We start from the raw sequence: 21660 nt of genomic DNA, 5'->3' as shown, positions 1-21660 counted from the left end.
CATGCTTTAAGGGCAGAAGCGTGAGTGTTACAGCCAAGCCAAACGGGACGACAACCGGGAGCGAGCCAAATGAGTGAAGTCGAACGCGAGAGCATGGAATTTGACGTGGTCATTGTCGGTGCAGGACCGGCAGGACTTGCCGCATCCATCAGGCTCAAGCAGCTCAATCCCGAACTCTCCGTCGTCGTCCTTGAAAAGGGTGGTGAGGTTGGCGCGCATATCCTTTCCGGTGCCGTTGTCGATCCCGTTGGTATCGACCGTTTGCTGCCTGACTGGCGCGAGGATGAAAGCCATCCCTTCAAGACGCCGGTGACCGACGACCAGTTCCTCCTGCTTGGACCTGCTGGCAAGCTGCGTCTGCCCAATTTCATGATGCCGCCCTTGATGAACAATCACGGCAACTACATTGTCTCGCTTGGCAATGTGTGCCGCTGGCTGGCCGAAAAGGCCGAGGCGCTGGGCGTGGAGATCTATCCCGGTTTCGCTGCCGCCGACATGCTCTACAATGACGAGGGTGCAGTGATCGGCGTCGTCACCGGCGATATGGGCGTGGAGCGCGATGGCAGCCACGGCCCGGCCTATGCGCCAGGCATGGCGCTCATGGGCAAATATGTGCTGATCGGCGAAGGCGCACGCGGCTCGCTCGCCAAGCAGCTCATTGCAAAATTCGGCTTGGACGAGGGGCGCGAGCCGCCGAAATTCGGCATAGGCCTGAAGGAACTCTGGGAAGTGAAGCCGGAGAACCACAAGCCGGGCCTTGTCCAGCATTCCTTCGGCTGGCCGCTCGACATGAATACCGGCGGCGGCTCCTTCCTCTATCATCTGGAAGACAACAAGGTCGCGGTCGGTTTCGTCCTGCACCTCAACTACAAGAACCCCTATCTCTCGCCCTTCGAGGAGTTCCAGCGCTTCAAGACGCATCCGGCGATCCGCGAAACCTTCGAGGGCGGCAAGCGCATCTCCTATGGCGCGCGCGCCATCACCGAAGGCGGATACCAGTCGGTGCCGAAAATGTCCTTCCCCGGCGGCATTCTAATGGGTTGCTCCGCTGGGCTCGTGAATGTTCCGCGCATCAAGGGTTCGCACAATGCGGTTCTCTCGGGCATGCTGGCAGCCGAGCATGTGGCGCAAGCCATTGCCGAAGGTCGCGCCAATGCCGACCTCACCGCATTCGAAGACGCATGGCGTGCCTCTGACATCGGCAAGGATCTGAAGCGCGTGCGCAACGTCAAGCCGCTCTGGTCGCGCTTCGGCACAATGCTTGGCATCGGCCTTGGCGGTCTGGACATGTGGACCAACCAGCTTTTCGGCTTCTCCTTCTTCGGCACGATGAAGCATGGCAAGAGCGATGCGCAGTCGCTTGAACCTGCCGCCAAGCACAAGCCGATCGACTACCCCAAGCCCGACGGCGTTCTCACCTTCGACCGCCTGTCCTCGGTGTTCCTGTCCAACACCAATCACGAGGAAGAGCAGCCCGTGCATCTTCAAGTGAAGGACATGGACCTGCAGAAGCGCTCCGAATTCATGGAATTCGCCGGACCTTCGACGCGCTACTGCCCGGCCGGCGTCTATGAATGGGTGGATGCCGACGGCAATTCGCTGGCTGGCGGACCGGGTGCGGCTGAAAAGGGAGGTGAAGCCGACCGGCAGGCAGACGCGCGCTTTGTCATCAACGCGCAGAACTGCGTGCACTGCAAGACCTGCGACATCAAGGATCCGAACGGCAACATCAACTGGGTACCGCCGCAGGGCGGCGAAGGCCCGGTCTATTCGGACATGTGATCAGCGTGAGCGAAGACGACATCCAGGACTTCGATCAGGACGCGCTGGAAGAAGCCTATAACCGCGCGCTCGCTTTGGAAAAGGCGGGCGACTTCGACGCGGCCGCAGAAGCGTATCGGCAATGCCTTGAGATCGACCCCGCCGATCATGGCGGGGCGGCGGTAAGGCTTGCCAGCATGGGCAGGGGAGAAACCCCGCCCAAGGCGCCCGATGCCTATGTGGCAACGCTCTTCGATCAGCATGCGGAAGCCTTCGAGGCGATCCTTGTCGGCCAGCTTGGCTATGACGTGCCAAATCTGGTGCGTGCGGCCCTGGAAGAGCAGGGACTTGGGCCCTTCGAACGCATGTTGGATCTCGGCTGCGGCACGGGCCTCACCGGCGAGGTGCTGCGCGACAGGGTCGAGCACATTACTGGCATGGACCTGTCCGAACGCATGGTCGAGATCACCCATGAGAAGGGCTTCTATGATGCGCTTTATGTGGGCGAGGCGGTCGACTTCGTGCAGCATGCCGATGTCGAACCCTTTGACCTCGTGACCGCCACCGATGTTCTGCCCTATATGGGCCATCTGGAGGAGTTCTTCGAAGGCTTGAGCGAGCTTTCCAATCCCGGTGCGATCATCGCCTTCTCAAGCGAGACGCTCGCGGAGGATGAATTTGGCGGGAAGGACTTCCGTGTCGGCGCGCATCAGCGCTTCGCACATGCACAGGCCTATATCGAGCGCTTGCTCAAAGCGAACCAGTTCGCGCTTCTGGATCTCCAGCCGATTACCGTGCGCACGGAGCAGGGAAAGCCCGTGCCGGGTCATCTCGTCCTGGCGAAGAAGGCGCAGGCCTAGTTGAAATGGCTGTGCCGGCGAGTTTCAGCCAGCACCGCCTCTCCGGCTCTCTCCTGCGGCAGAAGCGAGAATTCCACCAGAACCGGAAGATGATCCGAACCCGCATCACCCTGCCGCGCGATCGAGTGGACCTCGAGGCCACCCTTGATCAACACATGGTCGATCGGAAGCCCAACCGTGCGGCGCAAGGCGTCGGGCAGGGGGCGGGCAAGCCAGGTCGGCCCCACCGCCTGCGGCAGTGAAAAAGCACCAGCCTCAAGCACGCGACGAACCGTCTCGCTCCACGGTGCGGCGTTGAAGTCTCCGGCCAGAATGGTGGTCTTGCCCAGTTTCTCAAGCGTCGGGCGCGCACGCTCCACCTGCGCATGCTGGCCAAAGGGCCACGGCCAGCCAAGATGCAGGGCTGCGACATTGACCACGCGGTCGCCCAGCATGACGCTGGCGGTTGCCAGCGAACCACGCTCGTGACAGGCAGCCGTGGCCGGATGCATGAAGGGCCGACGGGAGAGAATGGCAACGCCGCCAACCCGCGCCCGCGCCTGGCAGATCACCTGATAGGGATAGGCGCCCTTGATGAAGCCAAGTTCTTCCTGCCACTTCGTCGAGACTTCGTTCAGGGTGACAATGTCGGCATTGGAACGGCCGATCAGTGAGAGAACGGACTTGGGCGTGGCATTGTCGAAGCGCAGATTCATTTGCAGCAGGCGATAGCGCGCGCCATCCTGTCCGTTCGCCGCTGCCTGTGCCTGCGAAGCAGGGTTCAGCATGTTCAGCGTTGCAGTGACCGAAGCCACGGCCAGTGCCACGGCCATCAGCCCGATCATCCGCCAGCCACGTATGAAAATGGCGGGAACCGCCAGTAACGCGATCAACACCGCCAGATGAATGCGGAAATGGGACAGCGCGTCGAAAGCCGGATGAAGCGCGCCCCAGAATCCCATCACCAGCGGCCCGGTTGCCAGAACCGCGGCAATGCCGCAGGCAATGCCCAGCCAGCGCAGATGCTCCGCCCGAAGCGCTCCGAATGCCATCGCTCGATCCTCTTGCGAAACCCGTGCCGTCTTACTGAAAAGCCGTTTCCGAGAAGCTGCGAAGCTTGCGCGAATGCAGGCGTTCCGGCGGCATCTCCGCCAGTTTCTCGACTGCGCGTATGCCGATCTTCAGATGCTGCGAGACCTGGCGCTTGTAGAAATCGGTCGCCATGCCCGGCAGCTTCAGTTCCCCATGCAGCGGCTTGTCGGAGACGCAAAGCAGCGTGCCATAAGGCACACGGAAGCGGAAGCCGTTTGCCGCGATCGTGGCCGATTCCATGTCGAGCGCAATCGCGCGCGACTGGGAAAGGCGCTGCACCGGCCCGCGCTGTTCGCGCAGTTCCCAGTTGCGGTTGTCGATTGTGGCCACCGTGCCGGTACGCATGATGCGCTTCAGCTCATAGCCTGAAAGGCCGGTGGTTTCGGCCACTGCTTCCTGAAGCGCGACCTGCACCTCGGCAAGTGCCGGGAGCGGAACCCAGACCGGCAGATCGTCATCCAGCACATGGTCTTCGCGCACATAGGCATGCGCCAGCACATAATCGCCAAGCGCCTGTGTGTGGCGCAGGCCGGCGCAATGGCCAAGCATCAGCCAGGCATGGGGACGCAGAACCGCGATGTGATCGGTAATCGTCTTGGCATTGGACGGGCCGACGCCGATATTCACCATGGTAATCCCGCAATGGTCCTTGCGGGTGAGGTGATAGGCCGGCATTTGCGGAAGGCGTGCGGGACCGGAAGCATGCGGGCTCTTGTCGCCCGCATAGGTGATCACATTGCCGGGCTCGACAAAACTGTCATAGCCCTCGCCACCCTTTCCCATCATTTCGCGGGCATAGGCGCAGAACTCGTCGATATAGAACTGGTAGTTCGTGAACAGCACGAAGTTCTGAAAATGCTCCGGCGACGTGGCCGTGTAATGGGCCAGCCTATGCAGGGAGTAGTCGATGCGCTGGGCGGTAAAGGGTGCCAATGGCAGCGGGTCACCCGGTCCCGGCTCATAGGTTCCGTTGACGATATGGTCGTCGGTCGCATTGAGATCCGGAACATCGAAATGATCGCGAAGCGGCCGCTTCAGCCGGTCGGCGATGGCGGCTTCGACATAGGTGTCTTTCCCGAAGGCGAAATGTAGCGGGATCGGCGTGTCGGATTCTCCCACGACGATTGGCACGCCGTGATTGCGTATCACCAGATTGAGCTGGTCCAACAGATAGGTGTCGAACAATTCGGGCTGCGTGATCGTGGTGGTGTAGGTGCCAGGCTCCGGCACATGGCCATAGGCCAGACGCGTGTCGATCTGCGCGAAGGAAGAGGTCGAGATGCTGATTTCGGGATAATAGGCCCGGTATCGGCTGTCGCTCTCGCCGGTCTCGCCCAATGCCGCAAAGGCGTCGCGCAGAAAGCCCGTATTGCGCGCATAGATCGCCTTCAGCGCGTCCACGGCCTCACGGGCATCGTTGAAACTCTGCCGCGCCACGGCGGGCGGGCTGGAAACCTTGTCAATTGCCTGATGATAGATTCGCTTGTCCATGGCCCATTATAGGCACAGTGCGTGACGGTTTCGAGGCGTGGTGCGTCGTAACACACCGCACTCCACATTTTTACCTGTCGCCAAGTATCTGGGTTTTCCTGGCGTAGAAAACTGTGCAACATAAAGTTGCTTTTTTGCGGGGGACGTCAGGTGGATATACGCGCGTTTGCGGACCAGTTTGCTAGCGAGATGGAAGCATTACAAGCGCGTGGAGTGAAGACTGTTCCCATAGAGAGTATTGTCCAGTACCTCAATCTGGTGCGCAATTCTTCACACCCAACACCGACACCTGCTGAACTCGAAGAATTTAAGGCCACGCTCGCAGAGCAAGTGGAGTTTCGACGTCTACGACACGAAACCGATCTTGAGATGTTTAAGTCGGTAATCCTCTCGGGCCAGAACGCGATACGGAGCATGTTATTAGTCTGCGGTGGTGCGTCGGTAGCGCTACTCGCTTTTCTGGGGCACCTAGCCACCCAGCACTCTAAGGCGCTCCCATTGTTTGCTGTGTGTTTAGCATGGTTTGCAATTGCTACGTTGCTAGCAGCATCGTTGTCCTGCCTTACCTATCTGTCGCAGTGGCTGTATGCAGATGAGAGGACCGAAAAGATTGGTTTCGGCGTGAACGTTATAGTAATAATAGTGGCCTTGGGTGTTATCGGAACATTCGGTGGAGGCATCTGGTACACGTACGCCGCATTTCTTGAGCTGAACCAATATACCTTGCCTCCGAACTTCCTCACCCCCGCTGCAGGCTGACCAGAAGCACGAAGCCGATGCCGCCGCCCTTTTCCTCGATGCTTTCGAGGATGGAGCCGTTGTCGGCGCGTACCTGATTGACGGCAACGAGCGGCAGGGCCAGCAGTGCACCAAGCACAATCACGCGGGGCAGGTAGCCAAGAAAATTCTTCGTATTGGCGTATAGCTTGTTCATCTGCATAAACCCTGCGTCTGGCTGCAAATGTCACCGAATGCAGCTGGTCCTCTCTATGCAGGAAACATCCGATGCAAGTGTGGTCCCTCGGCTCCTGGTCAGATCGGCGACAGCGACTGCGCCGAACATACCCATGATCGAGACGATGAGGCATATCATCGTGAAGCCACGCGTTAGCATGTATGTTTCCCTCGTCTTGGCCCTGAAAATAGAGAGGCCGGACTGAACGGATGCTGAGGTGCCCGTTCATCTGTCGTTCAAAATGGTTGATACGCAAAGGTATAATGTAAACAGAGTGTATATACCGCGGGCACGCAATTGTGTCGAGATCGGGGTTGGCGTGTGACGGCTGCAGCACCTATATGTCGCACCCAACCAGGAGAAACTCATGACAAGCCAATCCAAACCGATCGAACTCTATTACTGGCCCACACCCAATGGCTGGAAGATTTCCATCATGCTGGAAGAGCTCGGCGTTCCCTACGAGATCCGTTATGTGAATATCGGTGCGGGCGAGCAGTTCGAGCCGGACTTCCTGAAGATTTCTCCCAACAATCGGATGCCTGCCATCATTGACCCGGAAGGTCCTGATGGTGAACCAATCTCCGTGTTTGAATCCGGTGCGATCCTCCAATATCTGGGCCGCAAATTCGGCAAGCTCTATCCAGGCGACGAACGCGGTCGTGTCGAGGTCGACCAGTGGCTGTTCTGGCAGATGGGCGGTTTGGGTCCCATGGCTGGCCAGGCCCACCACTTCCGCCAATATGCTCCGGAGAAGGTGGAATACGGCATCAACCGCTACACCAATGAGGTCAACCGGCTCTACGGCGTGATGAACAAGCGCCTGGCGGATCGCGACTTCCTTGCAGGCGACTACTCGATCGCCGACATCGCGTGCATCGGCTGGATCAAGCCGTACAAGAACCAGGGACAGGATCTGGAAGACTTCCCGAACCTTAAGCGCTGGTTCGAGACCATGATGGCGCGTCCGGCCGTCGCCATGGGCATCGAGATCGGCCAAGAGCACCGCAAGAACCTTGCCGATGACAAGGAAGCGCAGAAGGTTCTGTTCAACCAGCGCGCAGGCTGAAGCAAGAACCCGGTTGAACCTGGAAAAGGGGAGGGGCCATGCGACAGGCCCCTTCCCGTTGCCCGAAGAGCCGGCATGCGCTCACCAGGGCGTCATGCCATCCGGTTCGACGAAGCGACCACTCTCTTCCCTGTGGAGTGCATATTCCACTGGCAGCCGCGCTCCTTCTTCCGGGGTCATGTTCCCGTATCCCGTCAGGTCCGTCTTGACGAAGCCCGGACTGACCGAGTTGACCCTGATGCCCTCGGCTTTCAGCTCTTCGTGAAGCTGGATCGTCAGCATGTTGAGTGCCGCCTTCGAGGCATTGTATCCGATATAGCGCTGGGAATAGTAAGGTGCTTCGGGGTCCGCGTTTTCCGTTAGCGAGCCCATCGAGCTCGACAGGTTCACGATGCTGGCCTTGGCCGCGGAACGCAGCAAGGGCAGCATGGCTTGCGTTACAGCAAGCGCCCCGATGAAATTGACATCCAGGACTCGTCGCACCGCAGCGACCGAGGCTTTGCCGGGTGCCGCGTCAGCGAAATCGAAGATTCCCGCATTGTTGACGAGGATGTCCAGCCGGCCAAACCGTGCCCTTATCGTGTCCGCGGCGGCGGTGATGGTCTCGTCGGCATCGAGGTCGAGATGAAGGGCTTCGGCGGCAAGTCCGGCTTCGACCAGCCTGTCAGCAGCAGCCTTGCCCCGCGCGATGTCGCGGCTGCCGAGAAGGACGTGAACGCCCGCCTCCGCCAGCTTGCGGGCAATCTCCAGGCCGATACCCTTGTTCGCACCGGTAACAAGAGCAATGCGAGATCGTGACATGGATCTTTCCTTTGTTCAGGTTTGATCGGATTATATGAAGGATCATTCAGCTTTTGGATTCGCATATGCCGACACAGCCCCCCGTCGCATTGAAACCCCGGAAAACTCCGTCGCAGTCGCGATCCCGCGTCACCGTCGACGCGATATTCGAAGCTACGATTCAGGTTTTGCTGTCGCAGGGCATGGGGGAACTGACGACGACCGTGGTGGCCGAAAGGGCAGGAGTGTCGGTTGGAACCATGTACCAGTATTTTCCCAACAAGCAGGCACTCGTCTACGCGCTGAACGAACGCTTTCTGACGATGCTTGCAGAGCGGGTGGAGGCCACCTGTGCGCAAATGCAGGGTCGCCCGATTGCTGAGGCAGCCGAGGCACTCATCGATACTTACTGGGCGGTCAAGACCGAGCGTGTCGAGTTGACACAAGCGCTCTACCGCTCCGTGGCGGGTCTGGAGAGTGATGCCCTGCTCCATGCTTTCGCGGCGCGCGTGGACAGGGCGACCACGCAGATGTTCCGCCAGGCTTCCAATTCGCCCTTGCCGGATGAATCCGCACTGAACCTGCTGCTGACCACCGTGATTTACGGCGCCGTACGCAATGCGTTCGAACGTGGGCTGGACGGGGAAGAGATTTCAGCTCTCAAGTCGGAGCTCAAGGCGATGTGCCGTGCCTATCTGACGAGCGTCGGGGAATAGAAACGCCTGAGCGAGCGGGACTGCTGGCGCGATCGGGTCCCGAGGAGGGCTTGTCCATGCCCGCAGGCCGGTTTGGTCGTGGTCATCTGCTTTGTGAAAGGGCAGGGGCCATCCAGCACCTGCCCTTTGTCGTGCGAGAAGAAAACCTAGAGGCGGTTCCAGGTCTGGTTGCGGCAGATGATACCGCCGAGCACGCAGCCGCCGAGCTTGAGAGAGCTGCCGCTGAGCGTGGCCTTGCCCTTATAGGTCTTGTCGCTTTCCGGATCCGTGATCTGACCGGCATATTTGCCGCCACCGCTGGCGCTCATCTTGCCGATCTGCCTGCCAGCGTGCTTGCCGCTTTTCAGCGTGATGCAATAGGAACCGCCACATGAAGCGATCTGTGCCGTGCTTCCTGCCTGCGTGCGCCAGTTGCCCTCAATGGGATCTGCCATCGCACTGCCAGCAGCCATGGCAACCAGAGCCGTGGCGATCATGAATTTGCGGATCATTCTTGTCCTCCCTGATCCAAAACGATTACGCGCACGTAAGCGTAATGCAATTTTCGCGGCAGTGAAAGCCATCTTGTGAGCCCTTGAAAAGCACTATCCGGAACGGCAATTCTCAACATCCCCGGCGATGCGATGCTGAATTCTGGTTAGCGAATTGTTGAAATCGCCACCGTCAATTTTATCTGAATTTTCGTCGAATGCCGCAGAACTCCGCCACTTGGATGTTTAACGGAATCTGACCTTTAACTGGCTGTTTGGACTTTGTTTTCTGCCAGTTAAGCAAGTGGTTTAACGCGCATTTCAAGCTGCTCTGGCATTCTCGAAACCATCGCGACACCGTTCAACGGGACAAAAAAGAACGGGCCGCTCTCAGGGGTTTTGAAAGAGGATCAGACAGATGGCACGCTTTCACATGCATGAACCGAATACGGGCTCGATTGGCGCAGGCGCAAAGGTTGACGTTCTGCTTCAGCTCGGACTGATGTACGCCACCGGCCGCGACTGCGACGTCGATCTCGTCGCCGCTCACAAGTGGTTCAACATCGCAGCCATCAAGGGCTCCGAACGCGCAGCAGAAATGCGCGCTGAAATGGCATCGGTCATGTCCAAGGCGGAACTTGCACGCGCACTTCGCGAAGCCCGCGAATGGATGACGATGCACTGATTGCCAAAGGTCGCAACAGCCGACCGGCTTCCGCGGACCAGTCGCGGAAGCGAACATAAAGAATTCACCAGTAGCGCTGGGGGCGCCGGCCGGAACTGTCCGTCACGTGGGGGCGGCAACGGAACAGTCCTGGCTGAAGAACGCCGCAGATCCCGTTTTTTAAGGGGTATCTGCGGCGTTTTCCTATTCCTCGCGAAAACGGAGCAGAAGGGTGCCGTCGCTGACCTGCGCACCTTCATCCACGATTTCCGCGATCTCGCCGTCGCGCGGTGCATTCATCGTGTGCTCCATCTTCATGGCCTCGAGAATGAGGATCGGCTGCCCGGCCGTCACCTTGTCGCCGGTCTTCGCCTTGACCAGCTTGACGAGGCCGGGCATCGGCGCACGCAGAACATCTGCACCGGCAGCCGCATCGGCGGCAGCCTCAAGCGGGTCTATGGCCTGGAAGGTAAAGCTCTCCGCATTGCAGAACAGCGTGATATGGCCCGGCCAGCGCGCCGCCCTGACGGGCTCGTCTGTGCGCAAGGTGGCGATGTCGTCACCCTCGTCGCCGGATATGGCGATCGAATAGCGACCGTTTCCCTGTGCCTGCAGGCGGTAATCGAGCACCTCGTCGCCCAGTGCCAGTTTTCCGCGGCGGCTGACAGGCTGGAAATGCGCATAGCCGGCAAGCGCATCGAAGGGATCATCGGTCTGCTCCGCCTGACCGGCACCGGATGCCAGAAGGGCCGCACGAGCAATCAGACGCGTGTCGGGGCGGTGATGGCGGGTAAGAGCGTTGGCATCCCGCGCGATGAGGCCCGTATCCACGTCACCGGCCTTGAAGGCCTCGTTGTCGGCCAGTCGCCAGAGAAAGGACGTGTTGACGATGGAGCCTGCGATCTGCGTGTCGGCAAGTGCATTTTTCAGCGCCCTGAGAGCATGGGCGCGATCCTCTCCCCATGTCACCAGTTTGGCGATCATGGGATCGTAATAGGGTGAGATCATATCCCCTTCGCGAACGCCCGTTTCCACGCGGCCTTTCGCATCGCCGAACCCCTGCGGAAAGCGCAGATGGTGCAGCGTGCCAATCGCCGGCAGGAAGTCGCGTGAGGGATCCTCCGCATATATGCGTGCCTCGAAACTGTGGCCGCGCAGATGGATCTCCTCCTGTGCCAGCGGCAGGGCTTCACCCGCCGCCACCCGCAACTGCCATTCCACCAGATCGACGCCGGTCACCATCTCGGTCACCGGGTGTTCAACCTGCAGGCGCGTGTTCATTTCCATGAACCAGAAACGGTCCGGGCGCAGCCCTTCCGACGCGTCGACGATGAACTCGATCGTGCCCGCGCCGCGATAGTGGATGGCCTTGGCAGCCTTGACCGCAGCCTCCGTCATGGCCGCGCGCATGGCATCGCTCATGCCGGGAGCGGGCGCTTCCTCGATCACCTTCTGGTGGCGCCGCTGGGCGGAGCAGTCGCGCTCGAAAAGATGCACCACATTGCCGTGTGAATCGCCAAAGACCTGCACCTCGATATGGCGCGGCTTCTCGATCAGCTTTTCCACGAGAACGGCCTCGTCACCGAAAGCTGCCTTCGCCTCACGCTTGGCAGCGGCCAGTGCTTCGGCAAACTGGTCGGGATCGTCCACCCGGCGCATGCCCTTGCCGCCACCACCTGCACGCGCCTTGATGAGCACGGGATAGCCGATTTCGTTCGCCTTGGTCGCCAATGCCACAAGCGCCTGCGTGTCGCCGTGATAGCCCGGCACGACCGGCACGCCGGCCCTTTCCATCAGGCGTTTGGCAGCATCCTTGAGCCCCATCGCGCGGATGGATTTCGCCGACGGGCCAATGAAAATCAGCCCCGCGGCCTCCACCGCCTCCACAAATTCGGGGTTTTCGGAGAGGAAGCCGTAGCCGGGATGGATGGCCTCCGCTCCCGTTTTCTTCGCCGCCTCGATGATGCGGTCAACGCGCAGATAGCTGTCGCCCACCGGCGCCTCGCCAATGCGCACGGCTTCATCGGCCATGGCGACATGAAGTGCATTGCGGTCCGCATCCGAATAGACGGCAACACAGGCAATGCCCATTTTCTGCGCCGTACGCATGACGCGGCAGGCGATTTCACCGCGATTTGCAATCAGTATCTTCTTGAACATCTTCCCTCCCATGCGCGTTCAGGCGCAAGGTTGAACTACATGCGGAACACGCCGAACTTGGTGTCCTCGATCGGAGCGTTGAGCGAAGCCGAAAGCGCAAGCGCCAGCACCTCGCGCGTCTTTGCCGGGTCGATGATCCCGTCATCCCAAAGCCTTGCGGAGGAGTAGAGGGGGTGTCCCTCGCGCTCGTATTTCTCAAGGATCGGCTTCTTGAAGTCAGCCTCTTCCTCCGCCGACCAGGTGCCGCCCCTGCGCTCGATCCCCTCGCGCTTGACGATGGAAAGAACGGTCGCCGCCTGCTCGCCGCCCATGACAGAGATGCGAGCATTCGGCCACATCCACAGGAAGCGCGGAGAGTAGGCGCGTCCGCACATGCCGTAATTGCCCGCGCCAAACGAGCCGCCGATGATCACGGTGAATTTCGGCACGCTGGCCGTGGCGACCGCAGTCACCAGTTTCGCGCCGTCACGTGCAATGCCGCCCGCCTCATATTTGCGGCCCACCATGAAGCCGGTGATGTTCTGCAGGAAGACAAGCGGGATCTTGCGCTGGCAGCAAAGCTCGATGAAATGCGCGCCTTTGAGCGCGCTTTCTGAAAACAGCACGCCATTATTGGCGATAATGCCCACCGGCATTCCGTGGATATGCGCAAAGCCCGTGACCAGCGTCGTGCCGTAATTGGCCTTGAACTCGTCGAGCTCCGAGCCGTCGACAATGCGGGCAATCACCTCGCGCACATCATAGGGCTGGCGCGTGTCGGTGGGGATGATGCCGTATAGCTCATGCGGGTCATGAGCAGGCGGAATCGGTTTGCGAAGGTTCAGCTGCAAAACCTTCTTCCGATTCAGGTTTCTCACGATGCGCCGGACGATTGCGAGCGCATGCTCGTCATCAAGCGCATAGTGGTCGGCGACGCCCGATTCACGCGTATGCACTTCCGCACCGCCCAGCTCTTCTGCCGTCACCACCTCGCCGGTGGCAGCCTTCACGAGCGGCGGGCCGCCCAGAAAGATGGTGGCATTGCCCTTCACCATCACCGTCTCGTCGCTCATGGCCGGCACATAGGCACCGCCTGCGGTACACGAGCCCATGACACAGGCGATCTGGGGAATGCCTTTCGCCGACATGTTCGCCTGGTTGAAGAAGATGCGGCCGAAATGGTCGCGATCGGGGAAAACCTCGTCCTGGTTAGGCAGATTGGCACCACCGGAATCAACCAGATAAATGCAGGGCAGATTGTTCTCGAGCGCGATCTCCTGAGCCCGCAGATGCTTCTTCACCGTAAGCGGGTAATAGGTGCCGCCCTTCACGGTCGCATCATTGACGACCACCATCACTTCCGTGCCTTCGACACGGCCAACACCTGCAATGAGACCGGCAGAGGCAATATCGCCGCCATACATGTCGAAGGCCGCGAACTGCCCGATTTCGAGGAAGGGGGAACCCGGGTCGAGAAGCTGCGCCAGCCTTTCCCGCGGCAGGAGTTTGCCTCGCTTCTGGTGGCGGTCTCGGGCTTCTTCCGAGCCGCCAAGCGCAATACGCTCGGCCTTTTCCTTCATGTCGCGCACCAGCGCATCCATGGCGGCGGCATTGTCATGCCATTTCTGATCGCCGGTGGAGATCGAGCTTTGCAGTCGTGCCATTGTCACCCCGTCAGTTTGCGCATCAGCCATTCCACCGGACCGCGATCCGCGATCCGTGACCAGGCTTTCGCATAGAAGATGGCCAGTATTGCGAAGAGGAGGGCGGCGGCCATCGCGGTATGGCCCTCCTGTCCGCCCAGAAGCCCCATGGCTTCGATGATCGTCATGCCGATCAGGATATGGGCAATGTAAAGCGTCAGCGTCTGGCGTCCCGGTCGAGCGAAGATCTCCAGTGCGCCGAGCCGACGCAGCTGGGGCGCAATCAGAAGACAGCCGCCCACGACCAGCGATGCAGCACCCATGCCTGCCAGCATGTAGAGCGGCAGCGGAGGTACCGGGGAGGTCTCGAAGAGGACCGACAACTCTTCAGCCGTCTGGTCGCCCCAGGCCGTCATGAAGGCCGAGAGGCTTTCGGCAGCCACAAGCGCCCCGACGCCGCCCAACAAGAGGCGAAGCTGAAACCGGGGGTCGCCGATCGGCTGGCGCGACAGGAGCATGCCAAACAGGAAGAATGCCGCCCACGGCACCAATGGATGCCAGCCGTTGAACAGCAGGTTGCGCGCAAACCCGGCCGGCTCCCAGAAATCGAGATAGAGATAATTCTCCCAATCCCATCCGGCGTCGAAGTCGAGCGTCAGCGCAAGTGCCAGGAAGCCCAGCACAAGGCTGCCGATCGCCAGCTTCAGCCATCTGTCGGCGAGTGGAACGAAAAGTAGCCCGATCAGGAAGTAGAACGCATAGTAGTGGAGAATATCGGCGTCGAAGACCAGGGAATTTGCGAGGCCTATTGCAAAGAGAAAGACCGCCCGTTTCAGCGTTATTGCCGCAAGATCGCTGCCTGACCGTGAACGGGCAAGCAGGCCATAGCCGATCCCGGCCAATACCACGAAACTTGCCGCTGCGCGCCCCGACATCGACCCGATCAGCCAGGCAGCCAGGCTGTCGACCATTTCCTCTTCACTCATGACCATGAAGAAGTTCACGAGCACCATGCCGGTGAAAGCGACGAAGCGGGCAAGGTCAAGCCCCTCCAGCCTTGTCGATGCAATGTCGGGGGTAGGGGAAGCGATGCCCATTCGAAGTCCAGCCATGATGGCGTCGGCGGATGCCGAAGCACGGTGATGGGCCGCAGTGTTCATGCGTCCCCTCCCGCGTCAATCGCCAATTTCTGCCGGCTGCAAAACTTCAATCAGTTCTCCCATTCGTGCCCGGAATTGCCATAGACGGGAACGCCTCCCGCATCCTTCAACATCTTCGCCGTGTGCATCAGGTTGAAGGTCATGAAGGTGAGGTTCTTCGCGGTAAAGGTGGAATCGTAACCGGCATGTTTGCCGTCTTCCCCCTCGTCACCATAGGAAGGGCCGGGGCCTGCCTCGCCAATCCAGCCGCAATCGGCCTGAGGCGGGATCATGAAGCCGATATGCTGGAGCGCATAGGTGACGGTCATGCCGATATGCTTGATGCCGTCCTCGTTGCCGGTGACGATCGCGCCTCCGGTCTTGCCGTAATAGATATACTGACCGGCCTCATTGGTCTGGCCCGATTGCGAATAGAGACGCTCTATGATGAGGCGGCAGATAGAGCTTTCCTCGCCAAGCCAGATCGGCGTGCCAAGAACAAGGATGTCCGCTGCCCTGATCTTCGGCCAGAATATCTCCGGCCAATCATCACGCTCCGCACCTTCCTCACGCATGTCCGGTGACATGCCGAAGGCGATGTTGAAATCGGCTGCGCGCAGATATTCCACTTCCACGCCACAGCCTTCCATGATCGCGATGGAATCCTTCATCAGGTCTTCCGTATGCGACTTCGCGCGGCTGGTCGGCTTCAGCGTCGTGTTGACGAAAACCGCTTTGACTCCCGAAAAATCGGGACTGTTCGCGATCAGCTTCTCTTGTACGGCGTTGAGTGGCATGGGTCGTCTCCTGTTGATGCGTTGCATGGCCAACGCACCATCCGGGCTATCGTTCGCTCACGCCCCGCCCACGATCTCGCGACCGATCAGCCAACGACGAATTTCGCTCGTGCCCGCGCCGATCTCGTACAGTTTGGCGTCACGCAGCAGGCGGCCGGTCGGATATTCGTTCACATAACCATTGCCGCCGAGCAGTTGGATGGCATCCAGCGCTGTCTGGGTGGCCTTTTCCGCGGCATAGAGAATGCAGCCCGCCGCGTCCTTGCGGGTAGTCTCGCCGCGGTCGCAGGCGGAAGCCACGGCATAGACATAGGCCCGGCAGGCATTGAGGCGCGTATACATGTCGGCAAGCTTGCCCTGCACAAGCTGGAAGGCCCCGATCGGCTTGCCGAACTGCTTTCGCTCGCTGACATAGGGTACGGCTACATCCATGGCTGCCGCCATTATGCCCAACGGTCCGCCCGCCAGAACAACGCGCTCATAGTCCAGCCCGGACATGAGCACCTTCACGCCCTGGCCTTCCTCGCCAAGAACGTTTTCGAAAGGCACTTCCACGTCCTCGAAGACCAGTTCGCCCGTATTGGAGCCGCGCATGCCAAGCTTGTCGAGTTTCTGGGCAACCGAAAAACCCTTCATTTCGCGTTCGATGATGAAGGCTGTGATGCCGCGCGGGCCTGCTTCCGGATCGGTCCTGGCATAGACGACAAGCGTGTTGGCGTCCGGGCCATTGGTGATCCACATTTTCGAGCCGTTCAGCACATAGCGGTCATTGCGCTTTTCCGCCTTCAGCTTCATCGACACGACATCGGAACCGGCGCCGGTTTCCGACATGGCAAGCGCACCGACATGCTCGCCCGAGCACAGCTTCGGCAGATATTGCTGTTTCTGCTCCTCGCTGCCCCAGCGACGGATCTGATTGACGCAGAGATTGGAATGGGCGCCATAGGACAGACCAACGGACGCGGAAGCGCGGGAGATCTCCTCCATCGCCACCGCATGGGCCACATAACCCATGGCAGAGCCGCCATATTCCTCTTCGACGGTCACGCCCAGAAGCCCCAGCGCCCCCATCTCCTGCCACAGATGTTCGGGAAACTCGTTGCTCTCATCGATTTCCGCCGCGAGCGGGGCAATTTTTTCCTGGGCAAAGCGGCGTGCCATCTCGCGCAGCGCTTCAACTTCCTCGCTGAGCCCGAAACGCATGGTCTGGTCAAACATGACTGTCCTCCGCATGTGCTGCGCCAACGAGGCGCAGGGTCATTCTGTGGTAATTCTGAGCAACTTCATCGACGGAAAAGCGCTCGCCTGGCCGGAACCAGACGATCACGCCGGTAATCATCTGGATGATGGCCATGCCCGTCAGGGTAACGTCGTCGATACGGAAAAGGCCTTGTTGCGCGCCGTCCCGCAGGATCTGGCGCAGTTCCTTCTCGTAATTCGTGCGCATGCGCATGATCTCGGTCAGACGCTCCGGCGAAAGGCTGCGCAGCTCCATATTGCTGACATGGGTGGCGTGCCGCCGCTCGATATGAAAGCGGATATGGTTGTCCACGAAGGCGCTGAGACGTGCAGACACGTCGCTTTCAGGTCGTGCAGCTTCCCATGAAGCCTGCAATGCCTCCATATGGTCCTTCATCAATGTGAAGAGCAGCGTCTCCTTCGTGGGGAAGTAGCGGTAAAGCGCTGCCGCTTGCACCCCTACCTTTGCCGAAAGCTGGCGCATGGACATGGCGTCGAATCCGTGGCGCGCAATCAGTTCCAGCGCCGCAGAGCGAAGCAGCGCCTCTGTCTTTTCGCCATCCGAACCTGCCGTGCGCGCCATCTTTCCTCCCTGTCTCAGTAATTAATAGAACGTACGTTTAATTATTTCAAGAAGGGAAGAGCGGTAGGTGCCGCATTGGCTTGCATGGTGGAGCGATTTTGCGAAACTCTCCACATGGCCTGCAAACGGGCGAATATGATCCGGGCTTGGGCGAGGACGGTACGACAGAAAAATCAGATCGGCTGTTGTTCTTGAAGTCCGGGGAGGGGCGCCGCTATGGCATGGGCGGTCTGACAGCGCACTTCAAGGCTGATGAAGCGGAGACCGACAGCCGCTACAGCATTTCCGAGTGGCGCCTGCAGGCCGGACAGCCTGGTGTGGGTGCCCACAGCCATGACCAGAATGACGAGCTGTTCTATATCCTTGAAGGAACACCGGAAATATTGGCCGGGGAGAACTGGATTGCCTGCCCGCGCGATACCTTCATCCGCATTCCCGCGGGAATGACACATGACTTCCGCAATTTGGGCGATGCACCTGCCAGGCTATTGAACCTGTTCATTCCCGGCGGCTTCGAGCGCAACATGCCCGCAATCGTCGACTGGTTTGCAGCACAGGACGGACACGATAAGGCTTGAAGCCTTTTGCTGCGCCAAAAATTCTTGCAGAAGATCCTTTGATGGCAGGATGTTTATCCCGCTTTGGCTGCACCGAGCGCGTCGCCCAGAGCGTCGGCGAAGATATCTAGCTCCTGCGCCTTGCCCACGCTGACGCGAATGCAGCGGTCGAGCCCGGGGGCCATGGGCTTGCGCACGAAAACGTCGCGCTCCGCCAGTTCCTTCAGCACATTCATGGCGAAGGTGCCATCGCGGCCGCAGTCGATGGTGACGAAATTCGTCGCTGAGCGTATGGCGGAAAGGTCGTGGTCTTCGGCAATGCGGTAGAGCTGCTGGCGGCCGATCTCCACCTGCGCCTGCACCCAGGTCAGGTGATCCTCGTCGTCAATCGCCGCTTCGGCGGCAGCCTGCGCCATGCGGGTCATGCCGAAATGGTTTCGCACCTTCTCGAAATTAGCGATTGTCTGCGCCTCGCCGATGGCATAGCCGCAGCGCAGACCCGCCAAACCGTAAACCTTTGAGAAGGTGCGCATGCGCAGGACATTGGGCCGGCTCACATCGATCTCGGGCAGGGTGCCTTCCGGTGCAGTTTCGCCATAGGCTTCATCGAGAATGAGCATGGTTTCCGGCGGCAGCACCTCGATGAACCGAGTGATTTCATCGGCGTCCCACCAGGTGCCCATCGGATTGTCCGGATTGGCCAGATAGACCAGCGGCGCCTTTTCGCGCTTCACCGCGTCAAGTAGCCAGTCGAGGTTCTCCCGATCCTTCTCATAGGGCACGGCGACAAGCCGCCCGCCGAACCCTGCGACATGATAGTTGAAGGTCGGATAGGCCCCCAGTGACGTCACCACGGGCTGATCCGTCTCGACATATTGGCGCACCACCAGCCCCAAAAGCCCGTCGATCCCTTCGCCGATCACGATGTTCTCGATGCCGATCCCAAGCTTTTCGGCAAGCTTGGTGCGCAGGACGAAATTCTGGGCGTCGCCATATTTCCACATATCGCCAGCCGCCCGCGTCATGGCCGCTATCGTCCTGGGCGAGGGGCCGAAGCCGCTTTCATTTGCGCCCAACCTTGCCTTGAACGGCCGACCGCGCTCGCGCTCCTGTGTTTCCGGACCGACAAAAGGCACGGTGGCAGGCAGGGAGCGCACCAGGGCGGTGGGCAGCGGGCGAGTTGTCATGGATCGTCCTGTGGGCTTGTGATGGGGTCTTTAACGTCACTTCTAGACGCTGCGCGCAATCTGTCCAAGCACCGACAGATCATCGGCGATCACCGCATCATCATTGGGTTCGGGTTGGGATGACGTGCGGGCAATTATGGTTCTCGTGGTCGGATCACACCACAGATACTGACCGTGAATGCCCACGCAGCAGAAGCAGTCATTCTCGTCGCGCACATTGTACCAGCAGGAGCGGTAGTCACCGTCTGGCAGCATCTCGACGAAATTGCCTTCAAGCCAGGCCTGCCGGTCGCCCTTCTCACGCATGTCGCTGATCCAGTCGGATGGCAGCACCTGATGGCCGTTCGGCGCCTTGCCCCCATCCATAACGGTCTGCCCCAGAAGCGCCAAATCCCGTGCGGTAACACACATGCCGCCCGCTGTTCTTGCGGTGCCGGCCCGATCGACTGTCACGAATGAAGCATCCTTCGCACCCATGGGCAGCCAGAGCCGCTCGCGCATGAAATGATGCAGGCGCTGGCCGACGGCGCGCTCTATGACCAGACCCAGCATATCCGTATTGGGTGAAGCATAGAAAAAGCGCGTGCCATGCTCGTCGCCATCACGTTCCAGACAGCCGAGCAGTTCCTCCATGGTTTCCGGCACGGTGTCCTCGCGTTCCGGGTTCCACAGCATCGCGCGCCGGTAGCGGTCGAAAACGCCTCCGAGATCGAGATAATCCTCCTCGAATTTCAGATCGACCGTCATGTCGAGCAGGTCGCGCACCCGTGCCTCTTCATAGGCGCTGCCCGGTTTGACCGGCACATAAGTGCTGGCAAGCGCTTCCGGGTCCAGAAGGCCATCCGCAACGGCAATGCCCGCCAGCATACCGGTCACCGACTTCGATACCGAGAAAATGAGATGCGGATCGCGCGGATCGACATGATCGGCATGCCATTCATGGATGACATTGCCCTCCCGCATGATGACAAGGCTGTCAGCATGGGCCTTGGCGAGAAAATCGGTGAGCGGCAATTCGCTGGCATCTGCCAGCTTCACCTCAAGCGCAGGAAGGGCAGGGGCATAATTGTAATCGCGCTGCAGCGGGGAGGTTATGCGCGCCGAAGGCACCATTTCATCAGTGTGCTGAAAGCTCCATCGGGAAAAGGGAGCAGTCCGCCAATTGCCAAGAGTGGTAGCCTTGCGTGCCTGCCAATCAGATTCCGGGTTGCCCGTCTTGTCGCGCATCAAGTTCTCCTCGTTGAGGGAACATGGATAGCGAAGAGATGCGGCGCTGCCAAAATGCAATCGCCAGGCGCATGATGGTCCAGCCGGGCAGGCGCCGGACTCAGCGCCCGCCGAATTTCAGTTCCAGAACGTCAACGCAAGGGTCGAGATCGCTGGTCGCCAGATGCGCATAGCGCATGGTCATCTGCAGCGTCTGGTGGCCGAGCCACATCTGCACGCGCCGCATGTCAATGCCGCCCTGAACGAGACGCGATGCACAGGTGTGGCGCAGCACATGTGGCACTACCTGCGTGTCGTCCCCAAGCCCCACCTCGGCCTTGGCCTCGTTCCACATGGCGCGAAATTGTGCGGCGCGGATCATGGCGAAGGGACCGGAATGACCGTTGCGCTCTATCTTCACCACATCCTGCGCGCGCTGCGTCAGCGGCACGGTGCGGCTGCGGGCCGATTTGGTGATCCAGAAACTCGCGCGTCCGCCCAGAACATCGTTCCAGGTAAGACCCAGCGCTTCGCCGAGGCGGCAACCCGTGTCGACAAGGAAGACGGAAAGACGCCAGGCATCCTCGCTTTTCGCGCGAACAGCCTCGAACAGACGCTTTTCTTCTTCGATTTCGAGAAACCGGATTCGTCCGGCCCGTTCCTTCTGGCGCCGGAATTCCGGCAGGCTGTGAATATCGCCCATCTTGTAGGCCTTCCGCAGGAGCTTGCTCAGCGCCGCCATCTTTCGGTTGATGGTGGCATTGGAGTTTCCGCGGGCACGCAGCTTGCCGACAAGATCGTCGAGAACATCCTGGTTGAAGGTCGAAAAACGTCGACCCAGCAGAAGTTCATCCAACTCGCCGATGAAGAAGGTCACGTTGTACTTGTGACGGCCTTCTTCCCAGAGCGTGTCGCCATAGCGGTCAAACAGCTCCTTGAGAGAATATTCGTCGACCAGTCGCAGATTGGAATTGCTGAAGGTCACCGAATAGGGCGCGACATTCTCGGCCCAGTCTCCCCCGGCCTCTATCGCATGGGTGTCCAAAGACATGGGTGTCTGCTCCGTTCAACTGATGTGAGATGCGCGTTCAAGCCCAGCTTCACAGTTGTCGATAATGAGCAGCCTTCAGAGACATTGCCGATCGATGATGATCCGCAGCCTCCCTCACCATGCACGCCGCCCCGGTTCGCGTCTGATGATAGTTCATTGGTAATAGCCCCTCCACAGCGGCTTCCCCCTGTTGAACCTTGCGGGCGAAGCCGGATGTTCCCTTAGAAAACACCCTGTCGTTTTCCACCACGAGCCACGCACGCAAGAGCTATGCCCCTGCGA

The 21660-nt window shown here is 59.9% G+C and carries 21 protein-coding genes; 7 read left to right on the top strand and 14 right to left on the bottom strand.

All coding sequences use genetic code 11. The features are described 5' to 3' along the window. The first annotated feature begins 69 nt into the window (after positions 1–69). Both EL18_RS08130 and EL18_RS08125 read left to right on the top strand, forming a co-directional pair. Positions 70–1782 (top strand): electron transfer flavoprotein-ubiquinone oxidoreductase, encoded by a 1713-nt coding sequence (locus tag EL18_RS08130; RefSeq protein ID WP_036481655.1) that lies wholly within the window; start codon positions 70–72, stop codon positions 1780–1782. A gap of 5 nt (positions 1783–1787) precedes the next feature. After that, positions 1788–2621, top strand: coding sequence for a class I SAM-dependent methyltransferase (locus tag EL18_RS08125; protein WP_244444536.1), 834 nt, complete (start codon positions 1788–1790; stop codon positions 2619–2621). On the opposite strand, the gene EL18_RS08120 is transcribed toward EL18_RS08125, so the two are convergent. Both EL18_RS08120 and EL18_RS08115 read right to left on the bottom strand, forming a co-directional pair. Further along, positions 2618–3652, bottom strand: a complete 1035-nt coding sequence (locus EL18_RS08120) for an endonuclease/exonuclease/phosphatase family protein (RefSeq protein WP_051913891.1) — start codon at positions 3650–3652, stop codon at positions 2618–2620. The genes EL18_RS08125 and EL18_RS08120 overlap by 4 nt on opposite strands. Positions 3653–3683: 31 nt before the next feature. After that, positions 3684–5183, bottom strand: a complete 1500-nt coding sequence (locus EL18_RS08115) for an AMP nucleosidase (RefSeq protein ID WP_036481652.1) — start codon at positions 5181–5183, stop codon at positions 3684–3686. Between the two features lie 150 nt (positions 5184–5333). Between EL18_RS08115 and EL18_RS17285 the strand changes: the two genes are divergently transcribed. Further along, complete coding sequence (locus EL18_RS17285; RefSeq protein WP_152552976.1) at positions 5334–5942, top strand: hypothetical protein; 609 nt, start codon at positions 5334–5336, stop codon at positions 5940–5942. Here EL18_RS17285 and EL18_RS08105 read toward each other — a convergent pair. Then, complete coding sequence (locus EL18_RS08105) at positions 5923–6117, bottom strand: hypothetical protein (protein WP_036484264.1); 195 nt, start codon at positions 6115–6117, stop codon at positions 5923–5925. The two genes, EL18_RS17285 and EL18_RS08105, sit on opposite strands and share 20 nt — an antisense overlap. A gap of 388 nt (positions 6118–6505) precedes the next feature. Between EL18_RS08105 and EL18_RS08095 the strand changes: the two genes are divergently transcribed. Next, on the top strand, positions 6506–7207 hold the full coding sequence (locus EL18_RS08095) for a glutathione S-transferase family protein (RefSeq protein WP_036481645.1): 702 nt from the start codon (positions 6506–6508) through the stop codon (positions 7205–7207). A gap of 81 nt (positions 7208–7288) precedes the next feature. Here the strand turns inward: EL18_RS08095 and EL18_RS08090 are convergent, their stop codons facing one another. Further along, a complete protein-coding gene (locus EL18_RS08090; RefSeq protein ID WP_036481642.1) occupies positions 7289–8008 on the bottom strand; it encodes an SDR family oxidoreductase in 720 nt (239 codons plus the stop codon). A gap of 65 nt (positions 8009–8073) precedes the next feature. Here EL18_RS08090 and EL18_RS08085 point away from each other — a divergent pair, with 65 nt between their 5' ends. Then, positions 8074–8703 (top strand): TetR/AcrR family transcriptional regulator, encoded by a 630-nt coding sequence (locus EL18_RS08085; protein ID WP_036481639.1) that lies wholly within the window; start codon positions 8074–8076, stop codon positions 8701–8703. Between the two features lie 146 nt (positions 8704–8849). On the opposite strand, the gene EL18_RS08080 is transcribed toward EL18_RS08085, so the two are convergent. After that, complete coding sequence (locus EL18_RS08080; protein WP_036481636.1) at positions 8850–9194, bottom strand: DUF2147 domain-containing protein; 345 nt, start codon at positions 9192–9194, stop codon at positions 8850–8852. Between the two features lie 397 nt (positions 9195–9591). Here EL18_RS08080 and EL18_RS08075 point away from each other — a divergent pair, with 397 nt between their 5' ends. Next, complete coding sequence (locus EL18_RS08075; protein ID WP_036481633.1) at positions 9592–9858, top strand: SEL1-like repeat protein; 267 nt, start codon at positions 9592–9594, stop codon at positions 9856–9858. A gap of 183 nt (positions 9859–10041) precedes the next feature. On the opposite strand, the gene EL18_RS08070 is transcribed toward EL18_RS08075, so the two are convergent. The 6 genes from EL18_RS08070 to EL18_RS08045 are packed head-to-tail and all read right to left on the bottom strand — an operon-like array spanning position 10042 to position 17377. Further along, positions 10042–11997, bottom strand: a complete 1956-nt coding sequence (locus tag EL18_RS08070) for an acetyl/propionyl/methylcrotonyl-CoA carboxylase subunit alpha (protein ID WP_036481630.1) — start codon at positions 11995–11997, stop codon at positions 10042–10044. A gap of 35 nt (positions 11998–12032) precedes the next feature. After that, positions 12033–13640 (bottom strand): carboxyl transferase domain-containing protein, encoded by a 1608-nt coding sequence (locus tag EL18_RS08065; protein WP_036481628.1) that lies wholly within the window; start codon positions 13638–13640, stop codon positions 12033–12035. A gap of 2 nt (positions 13641–13642) precedes the next feature. Next, positions 13643–14779, bottom strand: a complete 1137-nt coding sequence (locus EL18_RS08060; RefSeq protein WP_200875508.1) for a DUF418 domain-containing protein — start codon at positions 14777–14779, stop codon at positions 13643–13645. 50 nt (positions 14780–14829) lie between these two features. After that, complete coding sequence (locus EL18_RS08055) at positions 14830–15555, bottom strand: flavodoxin family protein (protein WP_036481626.1); 726 nt, start codon at positions 15553–15555, stop codon at positions 14830–14832. Positions 15556–15612: 57 nt separating this feature from the next. Then, positions 15613–16773 carry an isovaleryl-CoA dehydrogenase gene (locus tag EL18_RS08050; protein ID WP_036481623.1) on the bottom strand — a complete coding sequence of 387 codons (1161 nt, stop codon included), beginning with the start codon at positions 16771–16773 and terminating at the stop codon, positions 15613–15615. Then, positions 16766–17377, bottom strand: a complete 612-nt coding sequence (locus EL18_RS08045; protein WP_036481621.1) for a TetR/AcrR family transcriptional regulator — start codon at positions 17375–17377, stop codon at positions 16766–16768. The genes EL18_RS08050 and EL18_RS08045 overlap by 8 nt, the downstream gene beginning before the upstream one ends. A gap of 221 nt (positions 17378–17598) precedes the next feature. Between EL18_RS08045 and EL18_RS08040 the strand changes: the two genes are divergently transcribed. Further along, positions 17599–17955: a cupin domain-containing protein gene (locus EL18_RS08040; RefSeq protein ID WP_081871214.1), complete on the top strand. Its 357-nt coding sequence runs from the start codon at positions 17599–17601 to the stop codon at positions 17953–17955. A 53-nt stretch (positions 17956–18008) separates the two neighbouring features. Here EL18_RS08040 and EL18_RS08035 read toward each other — a convergent pair whose 3' ends face one another. From EL18_RS08035 to EL18_RS08025, 3 genes are all read right to left on the bottom strand, one after another. After that, positions 18009–19121: a pyridoxal phosphate-dependent aminotransferase gene (locus EL18_RS08035; RefSeq protein WP_036481620.1), complete on the bottom strand. Its 1113-nt coding sequence runs from the start codon at positions 19119–19121 to the stop codon at positions 18009–18011. Positions 19122–19163: 42 nt separating this feature from the next. Next, a complete protein-coding gene (locus EL18_RS08030; RefSeq protein ID WP_051913885.1) occupies positions 19164–20348 on the bottom strand; it encodes a serine hydrolase domain-containing protein in 1185 nt (394 codons plus the stop codon). A gap of 100 nt (positions 20349–20448) precedes the next feature. Beyond that, complete coding sequence (locus EL18_RS08025; RefSeq protein WP_036481617.1) at positions 20449–21378, bottom strand: tyrosine-type recombinase/integrase; 930 nt, start codon at positions 21376–21378, stop codon at positions 20449–20451. Between the last annotated feature and the right edge of the window lie 282 nt (positions 21379–21660).

It is taken from the genome of Nitratireductor basaltis (assembly GCF_000733725.1).
Taxonomy (GTDB): Bacteria; Pseudomonadota; Alphaproteobacteria; order Rhizobiales; family Rhizobiaceae; genus Chelativorans; species Chelativorans basaltis.
The sequence above is the reverse complement of the archived record's forward strand: the minus strand, read 5'-3'. Positions and strand labels throughout refer to the sequence as shown.